Source organism: Streptomyces xanthochromogenes, from assembly GCF_014650455.1.
Classification (GTDB): Bacteria; Actinomycetota; Actinomycetes; order Streptomycetales; family Streptomycetaceae; genus Streptomyces; species Streptomyces xanthochromogenes.
This window is the reverse complement of sequence record NZ_BMUZ01000022.1, coordinates 54973-75986: the sequence shown is the minus strand read 5'-3', so window position 1 is coordinate 75986 and position 21014 is coordinate 54973. Positions and strand designations below refer to the sequence as shown.

Here is a 21014-nt window from a genome sequence, read left to right as displayed (position 1 = left end):
GCGTGGGGGCCCGGGCGGAGGGCGGGCTCAGGGAGCGGGCCGCGGGCGCCGGCTCAGAGGGATATCCACTCCTTCGACGTGGTCACCGCGTCCAGTACGTCGGGCAGCGGCTCGGTGCCGAGGCCCGGGCCGGTCGGGACCGTCAGGTGGCCGTCGGCCAGGACGAACGGCTCGGTGATGTCGGTGGCGAAGTACCGGTGGGAGCCGGAGGTGTCGCCGGGCAGGGTGAAGCCGGGAAGCGCGGCGAGGGCGATGTTGGCGGCACGGCCGATGCCGGTCTCCAGCATGCCGCCGCACCACACCGGGACGCCGTGGGCGCGGGCCACGTCGTGGATGCGGCGGGCCTCCAGATAGCCGCCGACCCGGGCCGGCTTGACGTTGATGATCGAGCAGGCGCCGAGCGAGATGGCTGCCGCGGCGTGCGCCGCCGACTCGATGGACTCGTCCAGACAGACCGGTGTGCGCAGCAGGCGGGCGAGCTGGGCGTGCTGCACCAGGTCGTCGTTGGCGAGGGGCTGCTCGATGAGCAGGAGCCCGAACTCGTCCAGTCCGGCCAGGTGTTGGGCGTCCACGAGCGTGTAGGCGGCGTTCGCGTCGACCTGGAGCAGCAGCGCGTCGCCGAAGCGCTCGCGCACGGCCCGCACCGGCTCGACGTCCCAGCCCGGCTCGATCTTCAGCTTGATCCGGACATAGCCCTCGGCCACGTAGCGTTCGACGGCGTCGAGGAGCTCGGGGACCGAGTCCATGATGCCGACCGACACCCCGCACGGCACCCGGTCCCGGGAGGCGCCGAGATAGGAGCCGAACGACTCCCCGGTGGACCGGAGCCGGGCGTCGAGAACCGCGCTCTCCAGGGCCGACTTCGCCATGCGGTGCCCCGTGAACGGCTCCAGGGCCCGGCCCACGGCGGCCGCGTCCACGCCGTCCTTGGGCAGGGCCGGGATGAGGAACCTGCGCAGTACGTCCTGAGCTCCGTCGACGTACTCGGAGCAGTAGCGCGGCTCGGACATCGCGGCGCATTCGGCCCAGCCCTCCCCGTCCGGTGTGACGACACGGACGAGCAGCACGTCGCGGCTGGTCTCGACGCCGAAGGAGGTGCGGAACGGGGCGACGAGCGGCATCGCGATCCGGCGCAGTTCGATGCCGGAGATCTTCGTCTGGGTCACGGGTTGCTCCCGGTGGAGAGGCGGTCGGGGGTCGAGGTGGGGGTGCGGTGGACGACGTAGCCGCGCCGGTCGTGGAGGCCGAGCACACGGGCGCCGTCGGCGAGCAGGTCCCCCAGGGTGTGACGGAGGGCGTGCCGCCAGGCGCGGGCGGCCGCGGGGTCGGTGCGGCGCAGGCTTTCGATGTCGCCGGGCAGTTCGATGACGACGAACTCGCCTTCGGCATCGGTCGGTCGGGGCCGCTCGTCCACCTCGCGCAGCACGTGGACGGCGCCCGCGGGCAGCGGGATGCCCGGGGTGTCGGGGGCCGGAAGCGGGGCGGCCAGATCCCAGGCGGCGAGGACCCGGTCGGACTCGTCGCCGCCGTTGATGGCGTCGTCCATCGCGCCGTAGAAGGAGCGCAGGTATTCCTCCGGGCGGGCGCCGAGCTTGGTGAGGTTGAAGTGGGCGTTGCGGCGGATCAGCGGGTCGTACGTCCAGGTGATCCGCTTCAGACCGCGCGTCAGGGCCCACCGGCGCTGGTGCAGCTTGAGGGCGAGGCCGATGCCCCGGCCCGCCGTGGTGCCCGTGATGCCCGTGATGTGGGAGTGCAGGGTGGTGCCGGCGGGCTCGCCGAAGAAGGCCACGGACGCCCCCACCAGTCGGCCGTTTTCGTAGGCGCCGGCTACATAGTTCCCGGCGTGCGACAGCGCGCGCATGATCTCGGCGGAGATCGGGGCACCGCTCGGCGGGGTACCCCAGATCTCCGCGAACAGGTGGGCCGTCGCGTCGAGATCGGCCATGGAGTGGAGCTCGCGGACGTCGGGGGCACCGGGGCCGGGGGCGGTCACAGGAGGGCTCCGACGAGGTCGGCGAGGAGCTGGGTGCGGGGCGGCATCGCGGCGGTCACCACATGCTCGTGGTCGGCGTGGGCCCCGTCGCCGACGGCGCCCAGCCCGTCCAGGGTGGGGCAGCCCGCTCCGGCCGTGTAGTTGCCGTCGGACGCGCCGCCGACGGCGGCCGCCGCCAGCGTGCCGAGCCCGGACGCGACCGCCAACTCCGCTGCCAGTGCGAACAGTTCGGCGGAACTCCCGGCGTCCAGGGGCGGCCGGTTGGGGCCGCCCCCGATGTCGAGGCGGGCCCCGGGGTGGTGGGGTGCCAGGGACCGGATGAGCTCGTCGACGGCCTGCTGCGCGGCCGGAGTCGGTACGCGGACGTCGATGCTCAGCTCGGCACGGGCCGGGACGGTGTTGGCGGTGGTGCCGGCCGACATCACCGTGGGCGTGATGGTGGTGCCCGGCCCCGTACGAGCGGTCACGGCGTCGGTGAGGGGCCCCAGGGCGAGGAGGTGATGGGCCAGTTCGACGGCCGCGTTGATGCCCTTCTCGGGGTCGAGCCCGGAGTGGGCGGCGCGGCCGTGCACGGTGAGCTCGTAGTGGGACACGCCCTTGCGGGCGGTCTTCAGGGCGCCGCCGGCGGCGGCGGCCTCCAGGACGAGGGCGGCCCGGCAGGCGCGCGCGGTCTCCTCGATGAGCGCACGCGAGGTGTCCGAACCGACTTCCTCGTCGCCGGTCACCAGGACGCAGACGCCGTTCAGGGACGGCAGTCGGGCCAGCGCGTGGAACATCTGGACCAGGCCCGCCTTCATGTCGAAGACGCCCGGGCCGCGCGCGATGCCCTGCCGCACCGAGAAGGGGTGCGTCGCGAGGCTGCCGATCGGCCACACGGTGTCGTGGTGGCCGAGGAGCAGCACGCGGGGTGTCCCGAAGCTCCACCGCACATGGCTGACCCCGCCGCTCACGATCGTCTCGGGCCGCGCCCCGAGCAGCCGGGTGCCCTGCTCGGCCACCACCCGGGCGCTGCGGGCCACGGCCGCGTGATCGGCTGAGTACGACTCGCACGACACGAGTTCTTCGAGGTCGGTGAGCATCGCGCCGAGCGCGGGCGGCGGCGGGGCGGGACGGGTCACGGGGTCGGCCTGCACGGGGAGCCTCCAGACGGTGGGGTGCCTCCCACGCTAGGCAGTCCGCCGGACCGGGAGTTGGTGTGCGGGCCACGGTCTGCGGCCGGGATTCGTCCGCCGGAACGAACCCGGACAGGACCGGCCCGGCGGCCGGTCGCCGGGTCCTGCGGCGGGTGCGCCGACGGCGGCGGGGCCGGGCCCGCCGGGCCGCAGATGCGTGCCCCAGGGGTCGGTTAGGGTGGCTTGTGCGCCTCGCGAGGACACCCTGGGTCGGGGCTCAAGCATCGCAAGATACGGGGGACTTGGCATGGCGGTTGACCATTGCGGAGCGGCGGCCGACGACCGGCGCCTTGAGCCCGGAGCGGCCGAGGCCCGGCGGGTCGAGGGGCTCGTGGCGGCGCAGGCGAAGGCCGTCGCGCTGTTCGCCGAGGTGGAGGCGCGGGGGCTCGTCGCGCCCGGGGTGGGAGAGCGCGAGGCGAGCGACCGCATCCGGGACCTGGCCAACGACATGTTCGGCACGACCAAGCACTGGCACAAGCGGATCATCCGCTCCGGGCCCAACACCCTGGTCCCCTACCGGGACAACCCGCCGGACCGGATCATCGGCGAGGACGACATCGCCTTCGCCGACTTCGGCCCGATCTTCGAGGAGTACGAGGCCGACTTCGGCCGTACCTACGTCTTCGGCGACGACCCGCACAAGCACCGTCTCCTCGCCGACCTGCCGCGCGTCTTCGACGCCGGACGCGCCGCGTTCGCGGCCGACCCCCGCATCACCGGCAAGCAGCTGTACGCCGAGGTGGAGCGGCTGGCCGCCGAGGCGGGCTGGGAGATCGGCATCTGGCACGCGGGCCACCTGGTGGGGGAGTTCCCGCACGAGACCAACGACGGCGCGAAGGCCGAGTCCTACATCACTCCGGACAACGGCAACCCGCTGCGCCGCACCAGCCGTTCGGGCCGGGTCTGCCACTGGATTCTGGAGCTGCACTTCGTCGACCGGCACCGCGGATTCGGCGGCTTCTACGAGCAGTTGCTGGACCTGGCGTGACCGCGGCCCTGCTCGGCTTCGCGCTGTTCGCGCTGGTGGTGACCGTCGTACCGGGGCCCGACCTGCTCCTGGTGCTGCGCAACTGCCTGCGGGGCGGGCGTCGGGCGGGCGCGGCGACCGCGATCGGGGCCGCGCTGGGGTCCCTGGTGTGGGCAGCGGCGGCGGCCGTCGGTCTCGCCGCCGCGCTGCAGCGGTGGGACGCGGCTTTCACGGCCGTCCGGCTGGTCGGGGCGGCGTACCTGGTGTTCCTGGGCGTGCAGGCCCTGCGGTCGCTGCGCGACGGGGCCGTCGGCGGGCCGCCCCCGTCCGCCGGAGCCGGGCGGGTGTCCGTCGCGCGGGGGCTTCGTCAGGGCCTGGCGAGCTGTCTGCTCAACCCGAAGGTCGGGATCTTCTTCGTGGCGGTGGCTCCACAGTTCCTGCCGGAGGGCCGCTCGGTCCTGGCCACCACGATGCTGTTCGGCGTCATCGACGCGGTGATCGCCGCCGGGTGGCTGGTGCTCGTGTCCTTCGGCGCGGGCGGTCTGATGACGTGGCTGCGCCGCCCGCGGGTGGCCCGGGGCCTGGAGGGCACGGCGGGCGGTGCGCTGATCGCCCTCGGCGTGGTCACGGCGGTGGACGCCGCCCGGGCGTAGGCCGCGCGCGTTCGTCGCAGTACGCCGAAGGGCCTCACACCCGTACGGATGTGAGGCCCTTCGTGCCGGGGCGGGCGGGATCAGGCGGCCGCGAGGGAGATCTCGGTCGACTTGATCAGCGCGACGACGGACGAGCCGGCCGTCAGCTTGAGCGCCTCGACGGCGTCCTTGGTGATGGCGGAGGTCAGCTCGCCACCCTCGACGTCGACCTTGACGGACGCCATGGCGCCACCGGTGGCCACGTCGGCGACGGTGCCGGCGATCTGGTTGCGGATGGACAGGCCCTCGACGGGACCGGTCGCGAGGGAGACCTCGGTGGACTTCACGAGGGCCTTGACCGCGGAGCCCTCGGCCAGACCGAGCTCCTTGACGGCCTCGGTGGTGATCGCGGCGGTGATGTTCTGCCCGCCCGTGAGACGGACCTTGACCGTAGCCATGGCCTCACCGGTGGTGACGGCGGTGACGGTGCCGGCGATCTGGTTGCGGATGCTCAGGCTCATGAAGAAACGCCTCACAGAGAGTTCGTGCGGAATTCGTACGGGATTGTCAGGCTGTGGGCCTGCGGTGCTTCACACGCTAATGCCGCGAAAGGAACCCGGTGCGGAGGCCGTCGCATGCGCGACCTCGAACGGCCCTTGTGGCTCGCAGAACGGACGACCCCGAAGGTCATCGGTTTTCCAGGACTTTCGACCCGGCACCCGGCACCCGGCTTCCGCGCCACGGGGTGCCCCGGCCGTGGCGTCCCCGGTGCGCGCATCCGGTGTGCGAGGCTGCCGGTGTCCCTGCGGCCGGCCGGTTCCCAGGAGGGTTCGGCGGCCTCGACGGCGGACCGGACGGATGGTCTTGAGCGGGATGTTGAGGCGTTCGGTGCTGTTGCGGGCGGCCGCGGGGGCATTGACCGCGAGCGGTTCGACGGGCGGCACGGTGCTGGGCGCGCGGGCCGCCGGGCGGCCGCGGGCGCGGAGCGGATTCGAGGGTGGTGGCGGGCCTGTGGTGCTGAGCGGGTGGGAGCGCGGCGGCAGCCTCGTCGTACGGAAGGTGGGTGATCTGACCGGCCCCGGGATCACCACGCGCTTCCGGATGGACGCGGCCGATCTCGGTATCCCCGTCAGGGCGCCGGACGGGCGCCTGTTGTTCGTGTTCGGGGACACCTTCGAGGGAGCGAGCGTGGGAGGCGGCTGGTGGCGTTCGCCCGTCGCGCTCTACGGACGCGTGTCGCGGGGCGGCGAACCGGTCGGTGAGGCAGGCGAGTTGGGCGGAAACGTCGCCTGGACGGGTGCGGTGGGAGGGCGGTATGCCCAGCAGCTGAGGCCGTACTCGCACGACGGCCCGTCCTTCTCGACCGTGCTGCCCACGGACGTGATCACCATCGGCACCGACATGTATCTGCACGTCGCGGTGCACCAGGGCTTCGGCAACGTCCGGTGGAGTGAGATCTGGCGCTCGCGCGACGCGGGGGAGACCTGGCACCCCACCGCCGCGCGCTTCCCGGGCACCCTGCACGGCGGGATGTTCCAGCTCCTCACGTGGGCGCTCGCCGACGACGGTTACGTCTACGTGCTGTCGACCGGCTTCCAGCGGGACAAGCCCGCCCTCCTGCACCGCGTCCGCGCCGACCGGATCACCGACCCTTCCGCCTACCGGTCCTGGGGCAGACGGGCGGCGGGGTGGGCCTGGGGCAACCCGCCCACCCCGGTCCTGGACGGCAGGGTGGGGGAGATGTGTCTGCGGCCGCTCGACGGCCGGTGGCTGCTGACCTGGTTCAACGAGGGCGACTACCGCATCGACGCCCTCGTCCTCGACACCCCTGTCGCCGTGTGCGGGGCCACCGCCGAGGAGCGCGTGACGCTGATCCGGGGAGCGGCCTGGGGCCGGGAGGACGACGCCCATGTGGCCCAGCTCTACGGCGGATACGTCATCCCCGGATCGACCCTGGACGATCTGTATCTGACGGTCAGTCAGTGGAACACGGAGGCCGGGTGGCCCTACCGCGTCATGCACTTCCGGGTCCGCGGCCTCACAGCCGTTCACCTCCCCGGACACTGACGCGCGGCGTCGGGCCGTCGTGCCGAGGGAGCCCTGGGCCCGCTCGGGCGTCCCCGGGTGTCACGCGGGGGTGGCACGAGCGGGCTTTCACCCATGGCCGCCGCCGCAGGTCTACGCTTGTTCCACTGGTGAGTGAGCGGGCGTGACTCCCTCCAGAACGGCATCGGGGCTGTGTCATGGATGTGCGGCAGAACACCGCGGCGTGGCAGCGCGTGGTGGAGATCGCGAGTGGCGCCGACCGGCCGGTGGCGCTGCCGTCGGCCGCGGTGGCGTGCGTCGACGACGTGGGCGCGGACGGCCTCGGAGTCAGCCTCATCACCGGGGGCCGGATCAGGACCGTCGCGTACGCCGTCGACGACCGCAGTTACCGGCTGGAGGACGCGCAGCTGGTGTCGGGAGAGGGCCCGTGCACCGAGGCGTATCTGCGGCGCGGGATCGTGGAGGTGGAGGTGTCGTCCGCGCCCGGGCAATGGCCCGTCTTCCTGCGGACGGCCGGCGAGCTGGGTATCCGCAGCGTGGTGGCCGTGCCGTTGCTGGTCGGCAACGGGGTCCCGGTCGGCGCCATGGACGTGTACCGCACCACCGGCGCCGCCCTCGGCGCGGCGGACCGGGCACGGCTCGACGCCTACGGCCGTATCCTCGCGCTGCTCGCTCTGGACGCCCATCCCGCACTGATCGGCTGGGACCGGGCGACCCCGGAGACGGGCCCCGTGGGCTATCCGCCCGTCGTGCACCAGGCGGCCGGTGCGGCCGCCGAGGCCAGTGGGGTCGCAGTCTCCGACGCCCTGGCCCGCATGCGCGCGCACGCCTTCAGCCGTCAGCGGCTCCTGGAGGACGTCGCCCGCGACATCCTGGCCGGACGACTGCGCCTGGAGGAGGACGGCGACACCCCCGGCTGACCGTTCGGCTCACCCGCGGGCGGTCCGCGGGGCCTACGGCCGCCGCCGCTGTCGGCGGCGGCCGTAAGTGCACGTGGGATGCGAGGCTCCCCCTCGTCGTACCCGACGTGCGGGTCCTCGACGGCAGCGGGGTTGCGGGAGGGCCCCGTGATCCTGCCGTGGAGGACCGTGGAGGCTGGAGCCGCAGGTTGTGGGCGTCGCGACTCCGGCCGGGCCTCGTCGTTCCGAGGGCTCGGGTCCGGGAGCCGTCGCGGGGCCGATTCTCGTACGGGCCCCGGTGTGCGCCTGCCCTCTCAAGGTAAGGCCGGAGCCCGGAGCCGGGCAGGACGCGGACCGGCCACGTGCATCGACGAACCGGCCAGTTTCCCGAGGACCCCTGTTTCACGGGGGCCGGCGTCCCGCGATGCCGACCCGGTGCACGGCCGGTATCAGGACAGGGCGCTGTGCTGGGTGCCCTTGTCGATGATCTGCCGGGCGAGGTCGGACATGCGCAGGCCGTTGTTCCGGGCGTAGGAACGGAAGCGGTCGAAGGCGTCGTCGAGGCTGGTGTTCCAGCGTTCGGCGAGGATGCCCTTGGCCTGTTCGATGACGATCCGGCTGGTCAGCGCGGCCTGGAGCTGGTCGCGCTCGATGTAGGTCTGCTCCAGGGTGCGCTGCTGGAGGACCGCGATGGTGGCGATGTCGGCCAGCGCCTGGGCGAGCGCGATGTTCTCGGGGGTGAGCGAGCCGGACTCGGTGTGGAAGAGGTTCAGCGCGCCGACCATGCGGGTGCGCAGCCGCAACGGCAGGGCGTGGGTGACGGCGAAGCCGTTCCTGCGCGCCTGCTGGGCGAAGTGCGGGAAGGCGGCGGTGGCCTCCGGGTCGGTGAGGTCGATGTTGGTGCGCTGGCCGCCGCCGCGGAAGGTGTCCACGCAGGGGCCCTGGTCGTGCTGGATGGCGAAGAGTTCGAGGAGGTGGGTGTTCTCGTCGGAGGCGGCGATGGTGTGGAGTTCTCCGTGCTCGTCGCCGAGCATGATGCCGGCCGCCGAGATCTCCAGGAGTTCGACGCATCGGGCCGACAGGCCCTGGAGGAACTCGATGACGTCGAAATCGTCGATCAGGGAGTCGGCCAACTCCACGAATACCTCCGCCAATCGCTGTTCGCGACCCATGACACTCATCCCCTATCGCCGACGGGCACGTCGGGCCCGGTTTCATCGTCGTTGAATCGCAGCCGCCTGGCCACCACGTCCTGCGCGACCTCGGTGATCGGGCGGCCGTGGGCGTACGCGTAGGCGCGCAGCCGCATCAGGGCCTCGGCCAGCGGCCGGTCCAGCTGCACGCTGACCATCCCGGTGGCCTGGTGGACGACCGCCCGGTGCAGGACCTGCGGGTTGCTGCCCTGTCCACCGCCGAGGAACCGTGCGGTCAGCAGCCGGGCCAGGGCGGTGGCGTCGTCGGTCTCCTGGGCGGACAGCGCCCGCGGCCCGTTGCGTACGACGGTGAGCACACCGACCTGGATGGCTCCGAGGCCGAGGGGGAAGGCGAACACCGCCCGCACCGGCAGGCCGTCCAGGGCGCCCAGGAGAGCGGGCCACCGCCCGGGCCGTACCTCGGCCAGGTCGGGCACTCGTACCGGATGGCCGGATGCGAGGGCGTCGGGCCCGGGGCCCTCGCCCAGAGTGAACTGGAGGTCTTCGAACTGTGCCGAGGCGGTGCCGTGGCACCACACCAGCTCCGTGTGCCCCATGTCCAGAACGAGCGAGACCGCCAGGCCGTCGGCGTTCAGCAGGTCGGCGCAGATCTCGGCGAGTTGCTCGTCCGTGCGGTTGCCCGCCCGGAGCTCGCCCAGAACCTTGGCAGCCTGCTCGCTGAGCACTACAACCCGCCCGCTTTCCGTCGGCCGACAGGCTGCGCGGACTGCGCGTAACGCCTGTTCATCAGAGCATCGCGGACAGTGGCGTAGCGGGGAAACACCTCGGCGAGGCCGGTCCCTGCGAGGAGCAGGGCGATGTTGCTTCGAGTGTAGACCAGCCGTAGCCACCCGCCCTGTGACCACTGGTATCCGTGCACGTCACACAGGACGGACAGCGCGCTGCAGTCCATGAAGGTGACCGCGGTCAGATCGGCCACGAGGCCCGGGCACGGGCCGTGCCGCAGCCGGAGGCGGAGGCTGCGGTCGAAGGCGGACCGGGTCGCGATGTCCAGTTCCCCGTGCGCCCGAACCACCCGGCACAAGGACTCCTCGTGGCCACGGTTCCCCAGCGTCATGATGTCCCGCCCCCTGATCGGCCTGCATGTGGGTCGATGCCGGGTCCGGGGCATGTGTGAGCCAGCGTAGTGAAGCCGTCCGAGCGTCCGGGGGTGCTTGCGCGGCAGTATCGATTCTTCCCGAAGGGGACGTATGTCCGATGGGCGCACGTCAAGAAGGGCGACGCGCAACCCCGGTGGGGAGCGGGAGGCGCCGATCGTCGCCCGGGTCAGCTCGGGTCGTCGTCGGGCCCGGCGTGCCAGATGGCCCAGCACTCGCCCAGGTCGGGTGAGACGGGGCCGGGCCGGGTCTCGACGTGGGCGGTGGAGATGGCGGTGTGCAACGCGTCGAGGCTGCGCAGGTACTCCTCGGCGAACAGGGCGGGCGGCGCGGGCTCGGGCGGCGCCGCCTCGCGGCGGGTCGTCCGCGGGTGGGGCACCCGGTCGCCGAACAGGACGAAGAGGAAGAGCGAGGCGCAGGCGAAGAAGAGGAGGGCCATGTCGAAGCAGTCCGCATACGTCATCCCACGACCGCCGTGCCGTCGCCGTGGGCTGCGGAGGGCGCGGTCGCGGGCGAGTCGGACGGACCGCGGCACACCGTCAACTCCCTTGCCGTGCAAGGCTGTTCGCCCACTCCAAGGACCCGGGGCGGCACGACCCCGAACGCCGTCGGCCGCTGGAGGGAGCGGGTGTCGGAGCCGGATCGTCCGGGGACGCGGTGGCGGGGCGGGAGGCGGAAGCCGGCGGGGGCACCGACCGGGGGCACAGCGGACATGGCCTGGCTCCTTGAGGGGCTCGTGGACGGAACGCGTACGACGGGATGCGGAGACGCGGCCGTACGCGATGGCCCTACCGGGGGCTGGGGCAGGTGCGGAGCTCGCGGAGTCGATCATTCCGTTCCATGGCGGGCCGGGGCCATCCCCGGAACAGGTGGCCCGCACTTCACGCCCATGACGTCTGCCGAACCGGCGGCTGCGCTGCGGCCCCGGGTGAGCGGGTGGTTACCGAGGCGGTGGGCCGGCCGTGCCGGGCGGGTCGAGCCCGCGCTCCGGCGCTCGGGAACTACGCGGGGCGCCCGGGGTTCGTTCGCCTCCGGGCGGCGCTGCGGGCGGCGCTGCGGGCGGACGTCGGCGGGAAGAGGCCCGGCCGGGCGGGGCCGATCGGTCCGGCCGTGGTGGCCAGGAGGCGCAGGGCCTCGGCTCTGTCGGTCTCGGGCGGGACGACCAGCAGGTCCCACCGGCCCCGGCCCGGCGCGAGGAGGCAGAGCGTGTTCGGGGCGTGGCGGCTGGTGGACCGGTGCAGTTGGATCACCTGGTTGGCGACGAGGAGCCGGCCGGGGAAGGCCGACCACATCGCCGCGTTCACCGTCACGTGCGCGATCTGCGGCCAGGAGTGGGGCAACGCGCCGATCAGGCCCGGCAGTTCAGCGGTCAGGTCGTCCGAGCGGGGCCACCAGGCGCCGTCGATGCGGTGGGGGCCGCTGCCCGCCGGTGTCAGGCGCAGGCGTACCGGGTGCAGGGACGACCGGGGGCGGAGCGTCGAGGCCGCCTCCCGTTCCCGCAGGGAAGCCGATGCCGGGTGTGCGCGGGGGCCGTGCGTGGCGGGCTTCGCCGCGGCCGGGAAGGGCGGGGCCGCGTCGTCTTCCCGGGGCGGGGGGTGCGTCGCGGGTCCGGAGGGGAGCACCGGGACGGGGAGCAGCGGCAGGGAACTGGCGGTCATGGTGCGCTCCTTGGCCGGGGCGTGGGTGCGGTGGTCGGTCCGGCCGGGGGCTGGGGCCAGGGAGGGTGGGGCGGAGGGGGTCAGGCCTGGTGGGGGACCGGGCCGGGTTTGTTGTTCGATCCGGGGGCGGGGACGGTCCCGGGGGCGGGGACGCTCCTGGCCGGTTCGGCCGGCTCGACCGGGTGCGAGGTCGGCGGCAGTCCCGCGGCCGCCGCTTCCCGGCCGAGGAAGGCCCCCAGCTCGCCGATCGTGCTCATCAGGGGTGCGGGGAACACGACGGTGGTGTTCTTGTCGACACCGATCTCCACGAGGCTCTGCAGGTTGCGGAGTTGGAGCGCCAGGGGGTGGGCCATCATGGTGTCGGAGGCGTCCCCGAGTGCTGCCGCGGCGAGCGATTCGCCCTCGGCGTTGATGATCTTGGCTCGCTTCTCGCGCTCGGCCTCGGCCTGCCGGGCCATGGCGCGTTTCATGCTGTCCGGCAGCTGGATGTCCTTCAGCTCGACGAGGGTGACCTCGACCCCCCACTCCGCGGTGGCGACGTCGAGGATCTCGCGGATGCCCAGGTTGATGCGGTCGGTCTCGGACAGGGTCTCGTCGAGAGTGTGCTGGCCCACGACCTTGCGCAGAGTGGTCTGCGCGATCTGGTTGATCGCCGTGCTCACGTTCTCGATGGCGATGACGGACTTCTCGGCGTTCACGACGCGGAAGTAGGCGACGGCCGAGACGTCCACACTGACGTTGTCGCGCGTGATGATGCCCTGCGACTGGATCGGCATCGTCACGATGCGCAGGGACACCCGGTGCAGCACGTCGACCAGGGGAATGATGGCCCGCAGTCCGGGAGCCCGCGTGCCGGACAGCCGCCCGAGCCGGAAGAGCACTCCTTGCTCGTACTGCTTGACGATCTTGAGGGTCAGGGCCAGTGCCAGCAACAGGAGCACGACGATGACGACGACGAGTGTGATCAGAAGCTGCATGAGGTGCGCTCCCACGGGTGAGGGCCTACGGGGCCCGGGGCGTTGGGGGGTTGGCGTCGGCGAGGGGCCGCGCCCGTCATGCGGGCCGCGGCGGGTCGGGTCGGCGGGTCGGGGCCGCGGCCGGATCGTCCCGGTCCGGAACCCGCCGGGTCGCGTCGCTGGGGGTTCCTCGGACGCCGGGGTGGAAGCGGCTGTAACGGTGGAGGACGATCCTCTCGGCGTGCTGGGCGTTGAGGAGGTGGATCACGCGGGCCGCCATGACGATCAGCAGCAGCGTGATGACGATGGTCAGGGCCGTGGTCATGGCGGTCACATCCCCATCGGGGTTCGGTCGGGGCGGGCCGTGCCGACGGCGCCGTAGGTCGAGGAGGCGCCACCCTCGTACTCCCACGCCTCTTCACGGTCCTGCAGGCGATCGGCCGCCGACGTGTCGTGCGGGACCGTGTTGTGCGGAGCCTTGTGGTGCGGGCTCCGCAGGGTGTCGTGCGGGTCCGGCACGGTGCCGTGCGGCGTCGGAGTATCGCGTACGACCGCCTCCGCGGCGCCCACGGCAGCCTCCGCTGCCATCAGCGCGGTCGCGGTGAGCTGCGGGCCCGTGTCGTCGGTCGCGGCGGCCATCAGGCGGGAGGCCGCGGCGGCGCCGGTCTCCGGTGGGATGACGAGGAGGTCCCAGCGTCCTGCCGTGTAGGACAGCAGCAGGAGCTTGTGCGGGTCCTGCTCGTCCCTGAACCAGCCGGCCTTCACGACGTGCCCCGGGACGGGGATCTTCCGCGGGACGACGGGCCAGTGCCGGGGGTTCACGGCGATGCGGGTGATCCGGCCCCACCTGGGGGCCAGCGCATCGATCAGTGCGGGAAGTTCACGCAGCAGGTCTCGGGACCGGGGCCACCAGGCACCGTCCAGGAGACCGCGGGAGCTGCCGACGGGCCGCAGCGCGATACGCGCCGCGGGGTCCCCGGAGAGTTCGTCCGGGGAGGAACGTCGGTCGATCGTGGTCGCGGACATGGCGCGAACCCGTCTCCGGGAACACCGTCCACGGACGATCACCCGGTGCTTTTCTCAACCGAGAACGACGTCAGCGTGGAAGCCAGTGTGCGAAATGCTCCCGGTTCCTCAACCGTACTCCTAGGCGCGGGCGAACGGTGGCTCGCGGCGGCCGAGGAACGACGGCGTGAAGCGGCTCGGGTTCCCGGGGGCTCACGGTCGGTCTCGACTCGGTTCTCGCCCCGGAACTGGCCCGGCACCGGAAGCGGCTCTCGGACGACAGCCGCCGCCGGGGCCGGCTAACGGGGGCCGGCCGAGACCACCCCCTGCCGGGCCGCGTCGACCGTTGCGTAGCGCGGAAAGGCGCCGGTGAGGTCGACGATGTGCAGCAGCAGTCCGATGGCGCGCCCGGAGTAGACCAGGCGCAGCCATCCGGCGCGGTCCAGGCACCTCGCCCGCGCGGTGCACAGGGGCCCGAGGGCGCTGCAGTCCATGAACGCCACGTCGGTCAAGTCGACGACGAGACAGGGTGGGTGAGTGCCTCGCAGCGCATCGGCCAGTTTGCCGGACAGGAGGGGGGTGGTCAGGATGTCGAGTTCGCCGGTTGCCCGGATCACCCGATACCCCTGGGAGAGATCGGCGGTCGTGCCCATGTGGGCCGTCTCCTCTTGACGTACTGCGTACGGGTGGGACGGAGCGGTCTGCGGAGGGAGGGCCGGGGTCTGGGGCACCCGCAGTGGGCACAGTACGGCTTCGTGTCCCCGCGGCGGTTCCGTCCGTGACCGGTACTGGAAATGGGCACCAACTGCCCTTTCGTACACGCTCTGTTGTCGCAGTCCGACTGTTCCGGGAACGTCATTGATCGTTTCGGCCAAGGGAGTTCAAGGTCTCACTCGTCGTCAGCGGCGGCGCTTCATGCGCATGCGGATGACGGTGCCGTGCTCCGTGCTGCGCATGTCGGCGGCGTCGCTGAGCTGCCGGATGATCCACAGCCCGCGCCCGTCGAGGTGGGACGTGTCGGGCGGCAGGTATCCCGCCAGGGCGGTGTCGAGGCTGCCCTTCGGGTCGGTTATCTCGCAGAACACTTCGGCGGCGGTGGTCCAGAACGTGCAGCGGCCGGCCCCGCCGCCGTGCCGTACGGCGTTGGCGGCGGCTTCGTCGACGCAGATCAGCAGGCTGTCGATCCGCTCGGCGGGCAGGGCCGCGAGGTGGGCGAGCCGGGCGGTGAACGCCCGCAGGTCGGCGATCTGATGCATCCCGTCGAAGTGGAACTCGGCGCGGTCCTCGGGCGGTTCGGGCAGCGGGACGGTGTCGCAGGCCGCACTGAACCGCTCCGGCGGCACATGGGCGGGATTGGCCCGGTGTTCCGCGCCGGTGGTCAGGGCGGGGTGGGTGAGCTGGGCGGTGCGCAGCGCGCTCGCGGGCAGTACGCGGGTGTCGTACGGGCACAGGTGCCAGGCGCCGGTCGAGGCCAGGGCGAGGGTGAGGAGCGCCTCGTAGCGCGACCACTCGCGGGCCTCGTCGCCGGTGAGTCCGATCCACGGCGTCTCGCCGAGGACCCGCGACGGGCCGGGGGCCGAGTGGGCCTTGTCGTGGAAGGCCCGCAGCGTCTGGGCGGGGGTGCGGTACCAGTGGGTGGGCGCGAAACACACGTGCTCGGCCCGTGCGCCCAGGTGGCGGCGCAGCAGTGCCGTGTTGTGCCGGGTGGTGGCGACGAAGACGGGCTCCCCCGCGGCGAGTCCGCCGCGGGCGAAGGGCAGGGCCGCGTCCAGGAACTGCTCGTCGCCGCCGTACAGCAGGAGGTGGTGCGCGTGGGGAGCCGGCCCAGGCCGGGACGGCGCGCGCAGGTCAGTCATCGGTGATCTCCTCAAGGAGGGTCAGCGGTACCTCGGGCCGGTCCCAGCCGCAGGCTCGCAGCATCTGGGCGACGGCGGGGGTCCTGGTGTGCACGACGAGACGGCGTCCCGGCTCCAGGGACTCGGCGAAGGCCACCAGTGCGTGCAAGGAGGCGAAGTTCAAGAACGTGACCTCGGTGAGGTCCAGCGTGACGTCCGCCGGAGCCCCGTCCACCGCGAGCAGATGACCCACCAGCGCGGCCTGGTTGGTCAGGTCGACCTGACCGGCGAGCCGCAGGCCCGGGGGGTCGGCCGTGTCCCAGATCCGCAGCAGAGCGTCCGCGTAGAGAGGGGGGTGCACGAGGAGCCTCTTCCCTGCCCGCACCGCGACGCCCGGAGCAGGGCCGCGGCCGGCATCGGCCGTGATCGAGCACGGCCGACCGGCTACGGAATCCGTCGCGCGGTGGAGCTGATGACCGGTCGCCGAGGGCCGGGTGAGTATCCGCGGGCGGCATGCTGCCTCCCCTCCGTGGGGGCCGCCGTGGCCGGCATCGGAACGGGGTTCGCGCCGGTGGGGGCAGCTACGGATTCCCTTTCACCGTGAGCCGGTTGGGCGGCACGGGGATGGTGTGCCGGTGGTCGTCGGTGTCGCCGCCGACGAGCGTGACAGAGCCCTGCCGCTCCGTGCGATGGCGGTGGCGGTGGGCGCGGTGGTTCCGCAACCCGGCATCGTCCTCGCGGCCCCACCCGCCGGGTCCGTGGCGGAAGAACCCGAGGGCCGGCACGGCCCCGACCGCCCGCCACCAAGCGTCGAGGAACCCAAGGCGGGACCGGAGCGAGGGGAGCGATCGGCACGATCATGGGCGGACCTCCGGTCACGGAACGGGCCAGCACGACCGGGGACCGGGGTCTGTCTCAACAGCCTAGCCCTGTAAGGAAGTTGGGGATACCCGATCCTGGGACAGCCGGCCCATGAGGGGTGTGCGCACGTGGGGGCTGATGCGGAGGCCGCCGAGGAACGCGGTGAGCCGTTCCGCCTCGACCGCGATCGCGGCACGCAGGCCTCGGTCCGTGTCCGCCGTGAGGAGCTCTGTGACGATCTGCCCGTCCGCGCGTTGCCGCCAGCCCCCGATGATGCGGCCGTTGCACCACACGGTCGGACAGATGTTGCCGTTGCGGTCGAAGAGTTCGGCCGCATGAGCGGCATCGAGGTACCAGTCACGGTCCCGCCAGCCCATCGCGGTGGGGTCCAGGGTGGGCAGCAGGGACACCGCCCGTTCGGTACGGGTCCCTTGTGACGGGCCCAGGACGGGATCGCCGGGCAGCACGTACCCGACGGCGTGGCCGAGGTCGACCTCGACGGCGCCGGTGCCGGCCAGAGCGGTGCGGGTGGCGGTGAGGTTCCAGCCGGTCCACCACGTGATGTCGTCGAGGGTGACCGGGCCGAACGCCGCCAAGTAGCGGGTGGCGAGCTCGACTCGGGCTTGTTCTGCGGGGAGTTGAGGGTGCGGTTCGGTCAAGGTCCACCGGAAGGTGGCCGAGGCCCACGTGCCCCGAGGACGCCCGCGGCGGATGCGGCCCTCGGCCGCCAGCACGGTCAGCACCTTGTTGCTGATCCGCACCCGCGACTCGTACGGCTTGCCCGGCGACAGCGTGATCCGCTCCTTGAGCCGCGGAACGGCGTCGGTGATCCGGGTGGCGTCGGCCTCGCCGAGACCGGCCAGCGCCGCGGTGACCTCGTTCTCGACGGACGCCAGCCACGCCGTGTCATGACCGAGCTGATCGGCCAGCAGCCCGGCCAGGGCGCGGCGTTCGCGGGCCGCGACGGTGCGGGCGGTGGACGCCTCCACCACCGGCGCCAGGTCCTTGGGCACCACGAACACGGTGCGGCGCATGCACAGCATCCGCACCAGGCTCCGGTCCTCGTACAGTGCGCGCTCCACCATCTGCGGTGTCGCGCCGGTCATCCGCGCGGCCACGGAGAGGAACACGGTGGCCGGCTCGGTGGCGTGCAGCGCCACCAGCGCCTCGGCCACCTGCTCCACCGCCGTGGCGTGCGTGGCCGGGGTGAGCAGGTGACGACGGACCAGCATCGCGCGACGCTGCTGGTCACTGATCTTCGGACGGATCGTGGCCATGGTGGACGCAGCCTAAGCCGTTGCGGCCTGTCCGGAGCCGTTGTGGCCTGTCCGGTCGGCAAGCCGTCGGGCGCCATCGGGCACGGACGACGTGAGCAGGCTGTGTCAGCCGCGCAGCGTCCGGAAGAAGGCACGGATGTCGTCGACGAACAGGTCGGGAACCTCGAAGGCCGGGAAGTGCCCGCCCTCGGTGTGCTCCCGGAAGAAGGTCTGGCTGTCGCCGGGTCCGAGGACCTTGCGGACCAGCGGGTCGCTGTAGAACAGCGAGGAGGCCATGGGCACGCTCGAAGGGCTGCCCCAGCCGGGGTTGTCGGCGTGGGCGAGCTCCCAGTAGAAGTCACCGGCCGCGGGGCCCGTGCGGGTGAACCAGTAGAGGCTCGCGGTGATCAGCACGTTCTCGCGGCTGATCGGTGTGGCGGGGTTCGCCCACTGCACGAATTTCTCGGCGATCCAGGCCAGTTGCAGGATCGGCGAATCGGTCAGACCCGCCGAGAGGGCGTTGGGCGCGGTCGAGTGCAGCACCTTGTAGCCCTTCATCTGCGCCCAGCGGTGTTGCGCCGCTTCGAGTCCGGCCTGCTCCTGCGGGCTCAAGCCGTCGGGCACCGGGAGGTCCTCGCCGGCCATGCCGAGCTGGAGCCGGTCGCCGTGGGTATGTGCGCCGATCACCCGGTCGGGCAGCAGCGACGCCACCCGGCCGGTCACACCCGCCCCGAGGTCCCCGCCTTCCACGCCGAAGCGCTCATAGCCCAGACGGGACATCAGCTCTCCGTAGGCCATGGCGGTGCGTTCCAGATTCCAGCCGCGCGCCGACAGCGGGCTGGAGAAGACGAAGCCGGGCAGCGACGGAATGACGACGTGGAACGCGTCGGCCGGATCTCCGCCGTGGGCGCGGGGGTCGGTCAGCGGCCCGCTCGCCTCCAGGAACTCCACGAACGACGTCGGGTAGCTGTGATTGAGCAGCAGGGGGGTGGCGTCCGGCTCGGGTGAACGGATGTGCAGGAAATGGATGGTCTGCCCGTCGATCTCGGTCAGGAAGTGCGGAAAGGCATTCAGCTTCGCCTCGTGGGCCCGCCAGTCGAATCCGTCCGCCCAATGGTCGGCCAGCTCATGCAGGTAGGCCGGCGTAATCCCGTGATCCCAGTCCGATCCGGCGCCGGGCACCGGATACGGCGTGCGGGTGCGGGCGAGACGCTCATGCAGGTCGTCGAGGTCGGACTGCGGGACGTGAATCCGAAACGGGCTGATGTCGGCGCACATGATCACGAATATATGGGCATTCCGGACAGGCTGCCATGGGTGAGCCGAAGAGACCGTGCCGCATGCGCCCGGGACGGTGGGCCCACGGTCCGGAAGGCCGCCGCTCCGGGTGACCGGCGAGCGTCGGGTGAGTTCCGGGGCCGCGTTCCTGGTCGGCGCCGCTGAGTCGCGCCGACCTCCGGCCGCGCGGCGAAGGGCCGGGCGCGAAGGGCCGGGCCGAGAGGGCGGCGCTGGGTGGCCGAAGCCGTCCAACGTGCTTGCGCCTGCGGCCTGTTGGGTGTCGGCGCGGGGGACGGAGGGGCGAGCGTCCACTCCCGAGCGCCCACCCTCTCGTCTTCCCCCGCGCCCATGGTGGCGGCAGCGGTGGCCGTAGGGGTGCCCGCCGGTGCCCGCTCGTCATGCACGGGCACCAGCGACCGCTGCTGCGAACCCCGTCAGGAGAAGACGACGGAGCTGAGCTTGAGCTTGTCGCCGAGCTTGGCGCCGGGCTTCATGACGAAGTAGGTGTCGCCTTCGCAGTCGGCCTCAAGGAAGGCGGTCACGGTGGAGGTGGTGAAGTTGCGGGGCGAGTGGCCGGGGCTGTCCGTCGAGGTACCGGGCAGGTTGACGCAGCGGGCGCTCACCGGGTCGGAGATGGCGGCGTCCCGGCCCGTGCTGGTCTTGTAGAAGAAGTCGCCGGTGGTGGCGTGGGCGGAGGACGGTACGGCCAGGGCCAGCAGGAGCGCGCCGGCGGCCGCGCCGAGGGTCTGGTGAAGACGCATGAGTTCGATGTCCTTCGGTGCAGGGAACGATTCGGCCCGAGCCTGCCGCTGTTCCGTCTCCCCGAAGCCTGCGGCCACTCCGCTTAACCCGGTTGAAGCAATGATGAATCGATCCTGCCCCGCTGTGTGGGTTACGTCGTACCAAGCGGTGCCCGCGGCACGCGCACGGCACGCGGCCCCGACCGGCCCGGACAACGAACAAGGCCCCGGTCGCTGACCAGGGCCTTCGTTGTGGAGCGAGTGACGGGAATCGAACCCGCGCTCTAAGCTTGGGAAGCTTATGTTCTACCATTAAACTACACTCGCATGATCGTTCCCCATGGGGGAGCGGTCGTCGCTCACTCTACCTCATGCCCGGCCCTCGGTGGATTCGCCGAGGGCCGTCGTGCTGTCGTGGGCCCGGATCGCCATGCGGGTGGCGGGAGTTGGGGCGTACGGTGGAGGGCGTGCGCGGGGGGCGGAGTGCCGCGTGCGATCGCGCCCCGTTCATCCCCTAATGTGGTGTTTTCTCCGTCCACGCTTGTTGGGGAAGGGACTTGAGCGACTTGATGGACTCGCTGGAGCGCACCGTCGTCCGTTGCGCCGAGGGGCACGTCTTCACCACGGATTCGTTTCCGATGCAGCAGCTCGGCGCCGAGCGGATCGGGCCTGGCCGGCTGATCCGGTGTCCGAGGTGTGCGCGTTTGCGGCATGCCGTGCCGGTGGCGGTCGGGCAGAGGTAGGGCCCGGCCGGTAACGGCGGTGGAGCACAGGCGCGCGGGACCGTCCGATTGGGGCGGGGCCGCGCGCCTTGCGTATCCTCGGTGCGTGCTTCTCTCAGACAAGGACATCCGGGCCGAGATCGACTCCGGGCGGGTACGGATCGATCCCTACGACGAATCCATGGTGCAGCCGTCCAGCATCGACGTGCGCCTCGACCGCTTCTTCCGGGTGTTCGAGAACCACCGCTACCCGCACATCGACCCCGCCGTCGAGCAGGCGGACCTCACCCGGCTCGTCGAGCCGGAGGGGGACGAGGCGTTCATCCTGCACCCCGGTGAGTTCGTGCTCGCCTCGACGTACGAGGTCATCACGCTCCCCGACGACCTCGCCAGCCGCCTTGAGGGCAAGAGCTCGCTCGGGCGCCTCGGGCTGGTCACGCACTCCACCGCCGGGTTCATCGACCCCGGGTTCTCCGGCCACGTGACCCTGGAGCTCTCCAACGTCGCCACGCTGCCGATCAAGCTGTGGCCGGGGATGAAGATCGGGCAGCTGTGTCTGTTCCGGCTGTCGTCGTCCGCCGAGGAGCCCTACGGGTCCCAGCGGTACGGCTCGCGTTACCAAGGCCAGCGTGGGCCCACCGCCTCGCGGTCCTTCCTCAATTTCCATCGGACCCAGGTGTGAG

At 72.1% G+C, this 21014-nt stretch carries 24 protein-coding genes and 1 tRNA gene; 5 read left to right on the top strand and 20 right to left on the bottom strand.

Annotation, left to right across the window (positions count from 1 at the left end; translation table 11 throughout):
* Window positions 1-53: 53 nt before the first annotated feature.
* The 3 genes from menC to IE267_RS37540 are packed head-to-tail and all read right to left on the bottom strand — an operon-like array spanning window position 54 to window position 3072.
* A complete protein-coding gene (gene menC, locus IE267_RS37550; RefSeq protein ID WP_167159738.1) occupies window positions 54-1121 on the bottom strand; it encodes an o-succinylbenzoate synthase in 1068 nt (355 codons plus the stop codon).
* A gap of 41 nt (window positions 1122-1162) precedes the next feature.
* Window positions 1163-1993 (bottom strand): GNAT family N-acetyltransferase, encoded by an 831-nt coding sequence (locus IE267_RS37545; protein ID WP_308428889.1) that lies wholly within the window; start codon window positions 1991-1993, stop codon window positions 1163-1165.
* On the bottom strand, window positions 1990-3072 hold the full coding sequence (locus tag IE267_RS37540; RefSeq protein ID WP_189766336.1) for a M20 family metallopeptidase: 1083 nt from the start codon (window positions 3070-3072) through the stop codon (window positions 1990-1992). Before IE267_RS37540 ends, IE267_RS37545 begins: the two co-directional genes overlap by 4 nt.
* Before the next feature lie 340 nt (window positions 3073-3412).
* Here IE267_RS37540 and IE267_RS37535 point away from each other — a divergent pair, with 340 nt between their 5' ends.
* Together IE267_RS37535 and IE267_RS37530 are read left to right on the top strand one after the other, a co-directional pair.
* A complete protein-coding gene (locus tag IE267_RS37535; RefSeq protein WP_229861649.1) occupies window positions 3413-4153 on the top strand; it encodes a M24 family metallopeptidase in 741 nt (246 codons plus the stop codon).
* The gene (locus IE267_RS37530; protein ID WP_189766327.1) at window positions 4150-4785 is read left to right on the top strand and encodes a LysE family translocator; all 636 of its coding nucleotides are present in this window, start codon (window positions 4150-4152) and stop codon (window positions 4783-4785) included. The genes IE267_RS37535 and IE267_RS37530 overlap by 4 nt, the downstream gene beginning before the upstream one ends.
* Window positions 4786-4865: 80 nt before the next feature.
* On the opposite strand, the gene IE267_RS37525 is transcribed toward IE267_RS37530, so the two are convergent.
* Window positions 4866-5285: a TOBE domain-containing protein gene (locus IE267_RS37525; RefSeq protein ID WP_167158707.1), complete on the bottom strand. Its 420-nt coding sequence runs from the start codon at window positions 5283-5285 to the stop codon at window positions 4866-4868.
* Between the two features lie 352 nt (window positions 5286-5637).
* On the opposite strand from IE267_RS37525, the gene IE267_RS37520 reads away from it, so the two are divergent.
* Entirely contained in the window at window positions 5638-6831 is a 1194-nt protein-coding gene (locus IE267_RS37520; protein WP_189766334.1) for a glycoside hydrolase family 183 protein, read from the top strand.
* 176 nt (window positions 6832-7007) lie between these two features.
* Window positions 7008-7730: a GAF domain-containing protein gene (locus IE267_RS37515; RefSeq protein WP_189766326.1), complete on the top strand. Its 723-nt coding sequence runs from the start codon at window positions 7008-7010 to the stop codon at window positions 7728-7730.
* 428 nt (window positions 7731-8158) lie between these two features.
* On the opposite strand, the gene IE267_RS37510 is transcribed toward IE267_RS37515, so the two are convergent.
* From IE267_RS37510 to IE267_RS37435, 16 genes are all read right to left on the bottom strand, one after another.
* Entirely contained in the window at window positions 8159-8881 is a 723-nt protein-coding gene (locus IE267_RS37510) for an ANTAR domain-containing protein (RefSeq protein WP_308428888.1), read from the bottom strand.
* Window positions 8882-8886: 5 nt separating this feature from the next.
* Complete coding sequence (locus IE267_RS37505; protein WP_189766324.1) at window positions 8887-9588, bottom strand: GAF and ANTAR domain-containing protein; 702 nt, start codon at window positions 9586-9588, stop codon at window positions 8887-8889.
* Window positions 9588-9980, bottom strand: coding sequence for an STAS domain-containing protein (locus IE267_RS37500; protein WP_189766323.1), 393 nt, complete (start codon window positions 9978-9980; stop codon window positions 9588-9590). The genes IE267_RS37505 and IE267_RS37500 overlap by 1 nt, the downstream gene beginning before the upstream one ends.
* A 209-nt stretch (window positions 9981-10189) precedes the next feature.
* Entirely contained in the window at window positions 10190-10483 is a 294-nt protein-coding gene (locus IE267_RS37495; RefSeq protein ID WP_189766322.1) for a hypothetical protein, read from the bottom strand.
* On the bottom strand, window positions 10480-10734 hold the full coding sequence (locus IE267_RS37490; protein WP_189766321.1) for a hypothetical protein: 255 nt from the start codon (window positions 10732-10734) through the stop codon (window positions 10480-10482). Before IE267_RS37490 ends, IE267_RS37495 begins: the two co-directional genes overlap by 4 nt.
* A gap of 287 nt (window positions 10735-11021) precedes the next feature.
* A complete protein-coding gene (locus IE267_RS37485) occupies window positions 11022-11678 on the bottom strand; it encodes a DUF5994 family protein (RefSeq protein WP_189766320.1) in 657 nt (218 codons plus the stop codon).
* A gap of 80 nt (window positions 11679-11758) precedes the next feature.
* A complete protein-coding gene (locus IE267_RS37480; protein ID WP_189766319.1) occupies window positions 11759-12655 on the bottom strand; it encodes a slipin family protein in 897 nt (298 codons plus the stop codon).
* Between the two features lie 76 nt (window positions 12656-12731).
* A complete protein-coding gene (locus IE267_RS37475) occupies window positions 12732-12959 on the bottom strand; it encodes a hypothetical protein (protein WP_167158725.1) in 228 nt (75 codons plus the stop codon).
* A 5-nt stretch (window positions 12960-12964) separates the two neighbouring features.
* Window positions 12965-13660: a DUF5994 family protein gene (locus IE267_RS37470; protein WP_373304639.1), complete on the bottom strand. Its 696-nt coding sequence runs from the start codon at window positions 13658-13660 to the stop codon at window positions 12965-12967.
* A 278-nt stretch (window positions 13661-13938) separates the two neighbouring features.
* Complete coding sequence (locus tag IE267_RS37465) at window positions 13939-14292, bottom strand: anti-sigma factor antagonist (protein WP_167158727.1); 354 nt, start codon at window positions 14290-14292, stop codon at window positions 13939-13941.
* 246 nt (window positions 14293-14538) lie between these two features.
* Window positions 14539-15495, bottom strand: a complete 957-nt coding sequence (locus IE267_RS37460; protein ID WP_167158729.1) for an anti-sigma factor RsbA family regulatory protein — start codon at window positions 15493-15495, stop codon at window positions 14539-14541.
* The gene (locus IE267_RS37455) at window positions 15488-15835 is read right to left on the bottom strand and encodes an STAS domain-containing protein (RefSeq protein ID WP_189766318.1); all 348 of its coding nucleotides are present in this window, start codon (window positions 15833-15835) and stop codon (window positions 15488-15490) included. Before IE267_RS37455 ends, IE267_RS37460 begins: the two co-directional genes overlap by 8 nt.
* 562 nt (window positions 15836-16397) lie before the next feature.
* Window positions 16398-17612 (bottom strand): winged helix DNA-binding domain-containing protein, encoded by a 1215-nt coding sequence (locus IE267_RS37450; RefSeq protein ID WP_189766317.1) that lies wholly within the window; start codon window positions 17610-17612, stop codon window positions 16398-16400.
* 105 nt (window positions 17613-17717) lie between these two features.
* Window positions 17718-18869, bottom strand: coding sequence for an epoxide hydrolase family protein (locus IE267_RS37445; RefSeq protein WP_189766316.1), 1152 nt, complete (start codon window positions 18867-18869; stop codon window positions 17718-17720).
* Window positions 18870-19303: 434 nt separating this feature from the next.
* Entirely contained in the window at window positions 19304-19630 is a 327-nt protein-coding gene (locus tag IE267_RS37440) for a hypothetical protein (protein ID WP_189766315.1), read from the bottom strand.
* 232 nt (window positions 19631-19862) lie between these two features.
* Window positions 19863-19936 (bottom strand) — tRNA-Gly (locus IE267_RS37435).
* A 501-nt stretch (window positions 19937-20437) separates the two neighbouring features.
* On the opposite strand from IE267_RS37435, the gene dcd reads away from it, so the two are divergent.
* Window positions 20438-21013 (top strand): dCTP deaminase, encoded by a 576-nt coding sequence (gene dcd / locus IE267_RS37430; RefSeq protein WP_167158741.1) that lies wholly within the window; start codon window positions 20438-20440, stop codon window positions 21011-21013.
* Window position 21014: the final 1 nt, after the last annotated feature.

Bases quoted from the DNA above. Each gene is read 5' to 3' on its own strand.
- menC (WP_167159738.1), bottom strand. From the start codon at position 1,121: ATGCCGCTCGTCGCCCCGTTCCGCACCTCCTTCGGCGTCGAGACCAGC.
- IE267_RS37540 (WP_189766336.1), bottom strand. From the start codon at position 3,072: ATGCTCACCGACCTCGAAGAACTCGTGTCGTGCGAGTCGTACTCAGCC.
- IE267_RS37535 (WP_229861649.1), top strand. From the start codon at position 3,413: ATGGCGGTTGACCATTGCGGAGCGGCGGCCGACGACCGGCGCCTTGAG.
- IE267_RS37525 (WP_167158707.1), bottom strand. From the start codon at position 5,285: ATGAGCCTGAGCATCCGCAACCAGATCGCCGGCACCGTCACCGCCGTC.
- IE267_RS37520 (WP_189766334.1), top strand. From the start codon at position 5,638: ATGTTGAGGCGTTCGGTGCTGTTGCGGGCGGCCGCGGGGGCATTGACC.
- IE267_RS37515 (WP_189766326.1), top strand. From the start codon at position 7,008: ATGGATGTGCGGCAGAACACCGCGGCGTGGCAGCGCGTGGTGGAGATC.
- IE267_RS37510 (WP_308428888.1), bottom strand. From the start codon at position 8,881: ATGGGTCGCGAACAGCGATTGGCGGAGGTATTCGTGGAGTTGGCCGAC.
- IE267_RS37500 (WP_189766323.1), bottom strand. From the start codon at position 9,980: ATGACGCTGGGGAACCGTGGCCACGAGGAGTCCTTGTGCCGGGTGGTT.
- IE267_RS37495 (WP_189766322.1), bottom strand. From the start codon at position 10,483: ATGACGTATGCGGACTGCTTCGACATGGCCCTCCTCTTCTTCGCCTGC.
- IE267_RS37490 (WP_189766321.1), bottom strand. From the start codon at position 10,734: ATGTCCGCTGTGCCCCCGGTCGGTGCCCCCGCCGGCTTCCGCCTCCCG.
- IE267_RS37485 (WP_189766320.1), bottom strand. From the start codon at position 11,678: ATGACCGCCAGTTCCCTGCCGCTGCTCCCCGTCCCGGTGCTCCCCTCC.
- IE267_RS37480 (WP_189766319.1), bottom strand. From the start codon at position 12,655: ATGCAGCTTCTGATCACACTCGTCGTCGTCATCGTCGTGCTCCTGTTG.
- IE267_RS37475 (WP_167158725.1), bottom strand. From the start codon at position 12,959: ATGACCACGGCCCTGACCATCGTCATCACGCTGCTGCTGATCGTCATG.
- IE267_RS37470 (WP_373304639.1), bottom strand. From the start codon at position 13,660: ATGTCCGCGACCACGATCGACCGACGTTCCTCCCCGGACGAACTCTCC.
- IE267_RS37465 (WP_167158727.1), bottom strand. From the start codon at position 14,292: ATGGGCACGACCGCCGATCTCTCCCAGGGGTATCGGGTGATCCGGGCA.
- IE267_RS37460 (WP_167158729.1), bottom strand. From the start codon at position 15,495: ATGACTGACCTGCGCGCGCCGTCCCGGCCTGGGCCGGCTCCCCACGCG.
- IE267_RS37450 (WP_189766317.1), bottom strand. From the start codon at position 17,612: ATGGCCACGATCCGTCCGAAGATCAGTGACCAGCAGCGTCGCGCGATG.
- IE267_RS37445 (WP_189766316.1), bottom strand. From the start codon at position 18,869: ATGTGCGCCGACATCAGCCCGTTTCGGATTCACGTCCCGCAGTCCGAC.
- IE267_RS37440 (WP_189766315.1), bottom strand. From the start codon at position 19,630: ATGCGTCTTCACCAGACCCTCGGCGCGGCCGCCGGCGCGCTCCTGCTG.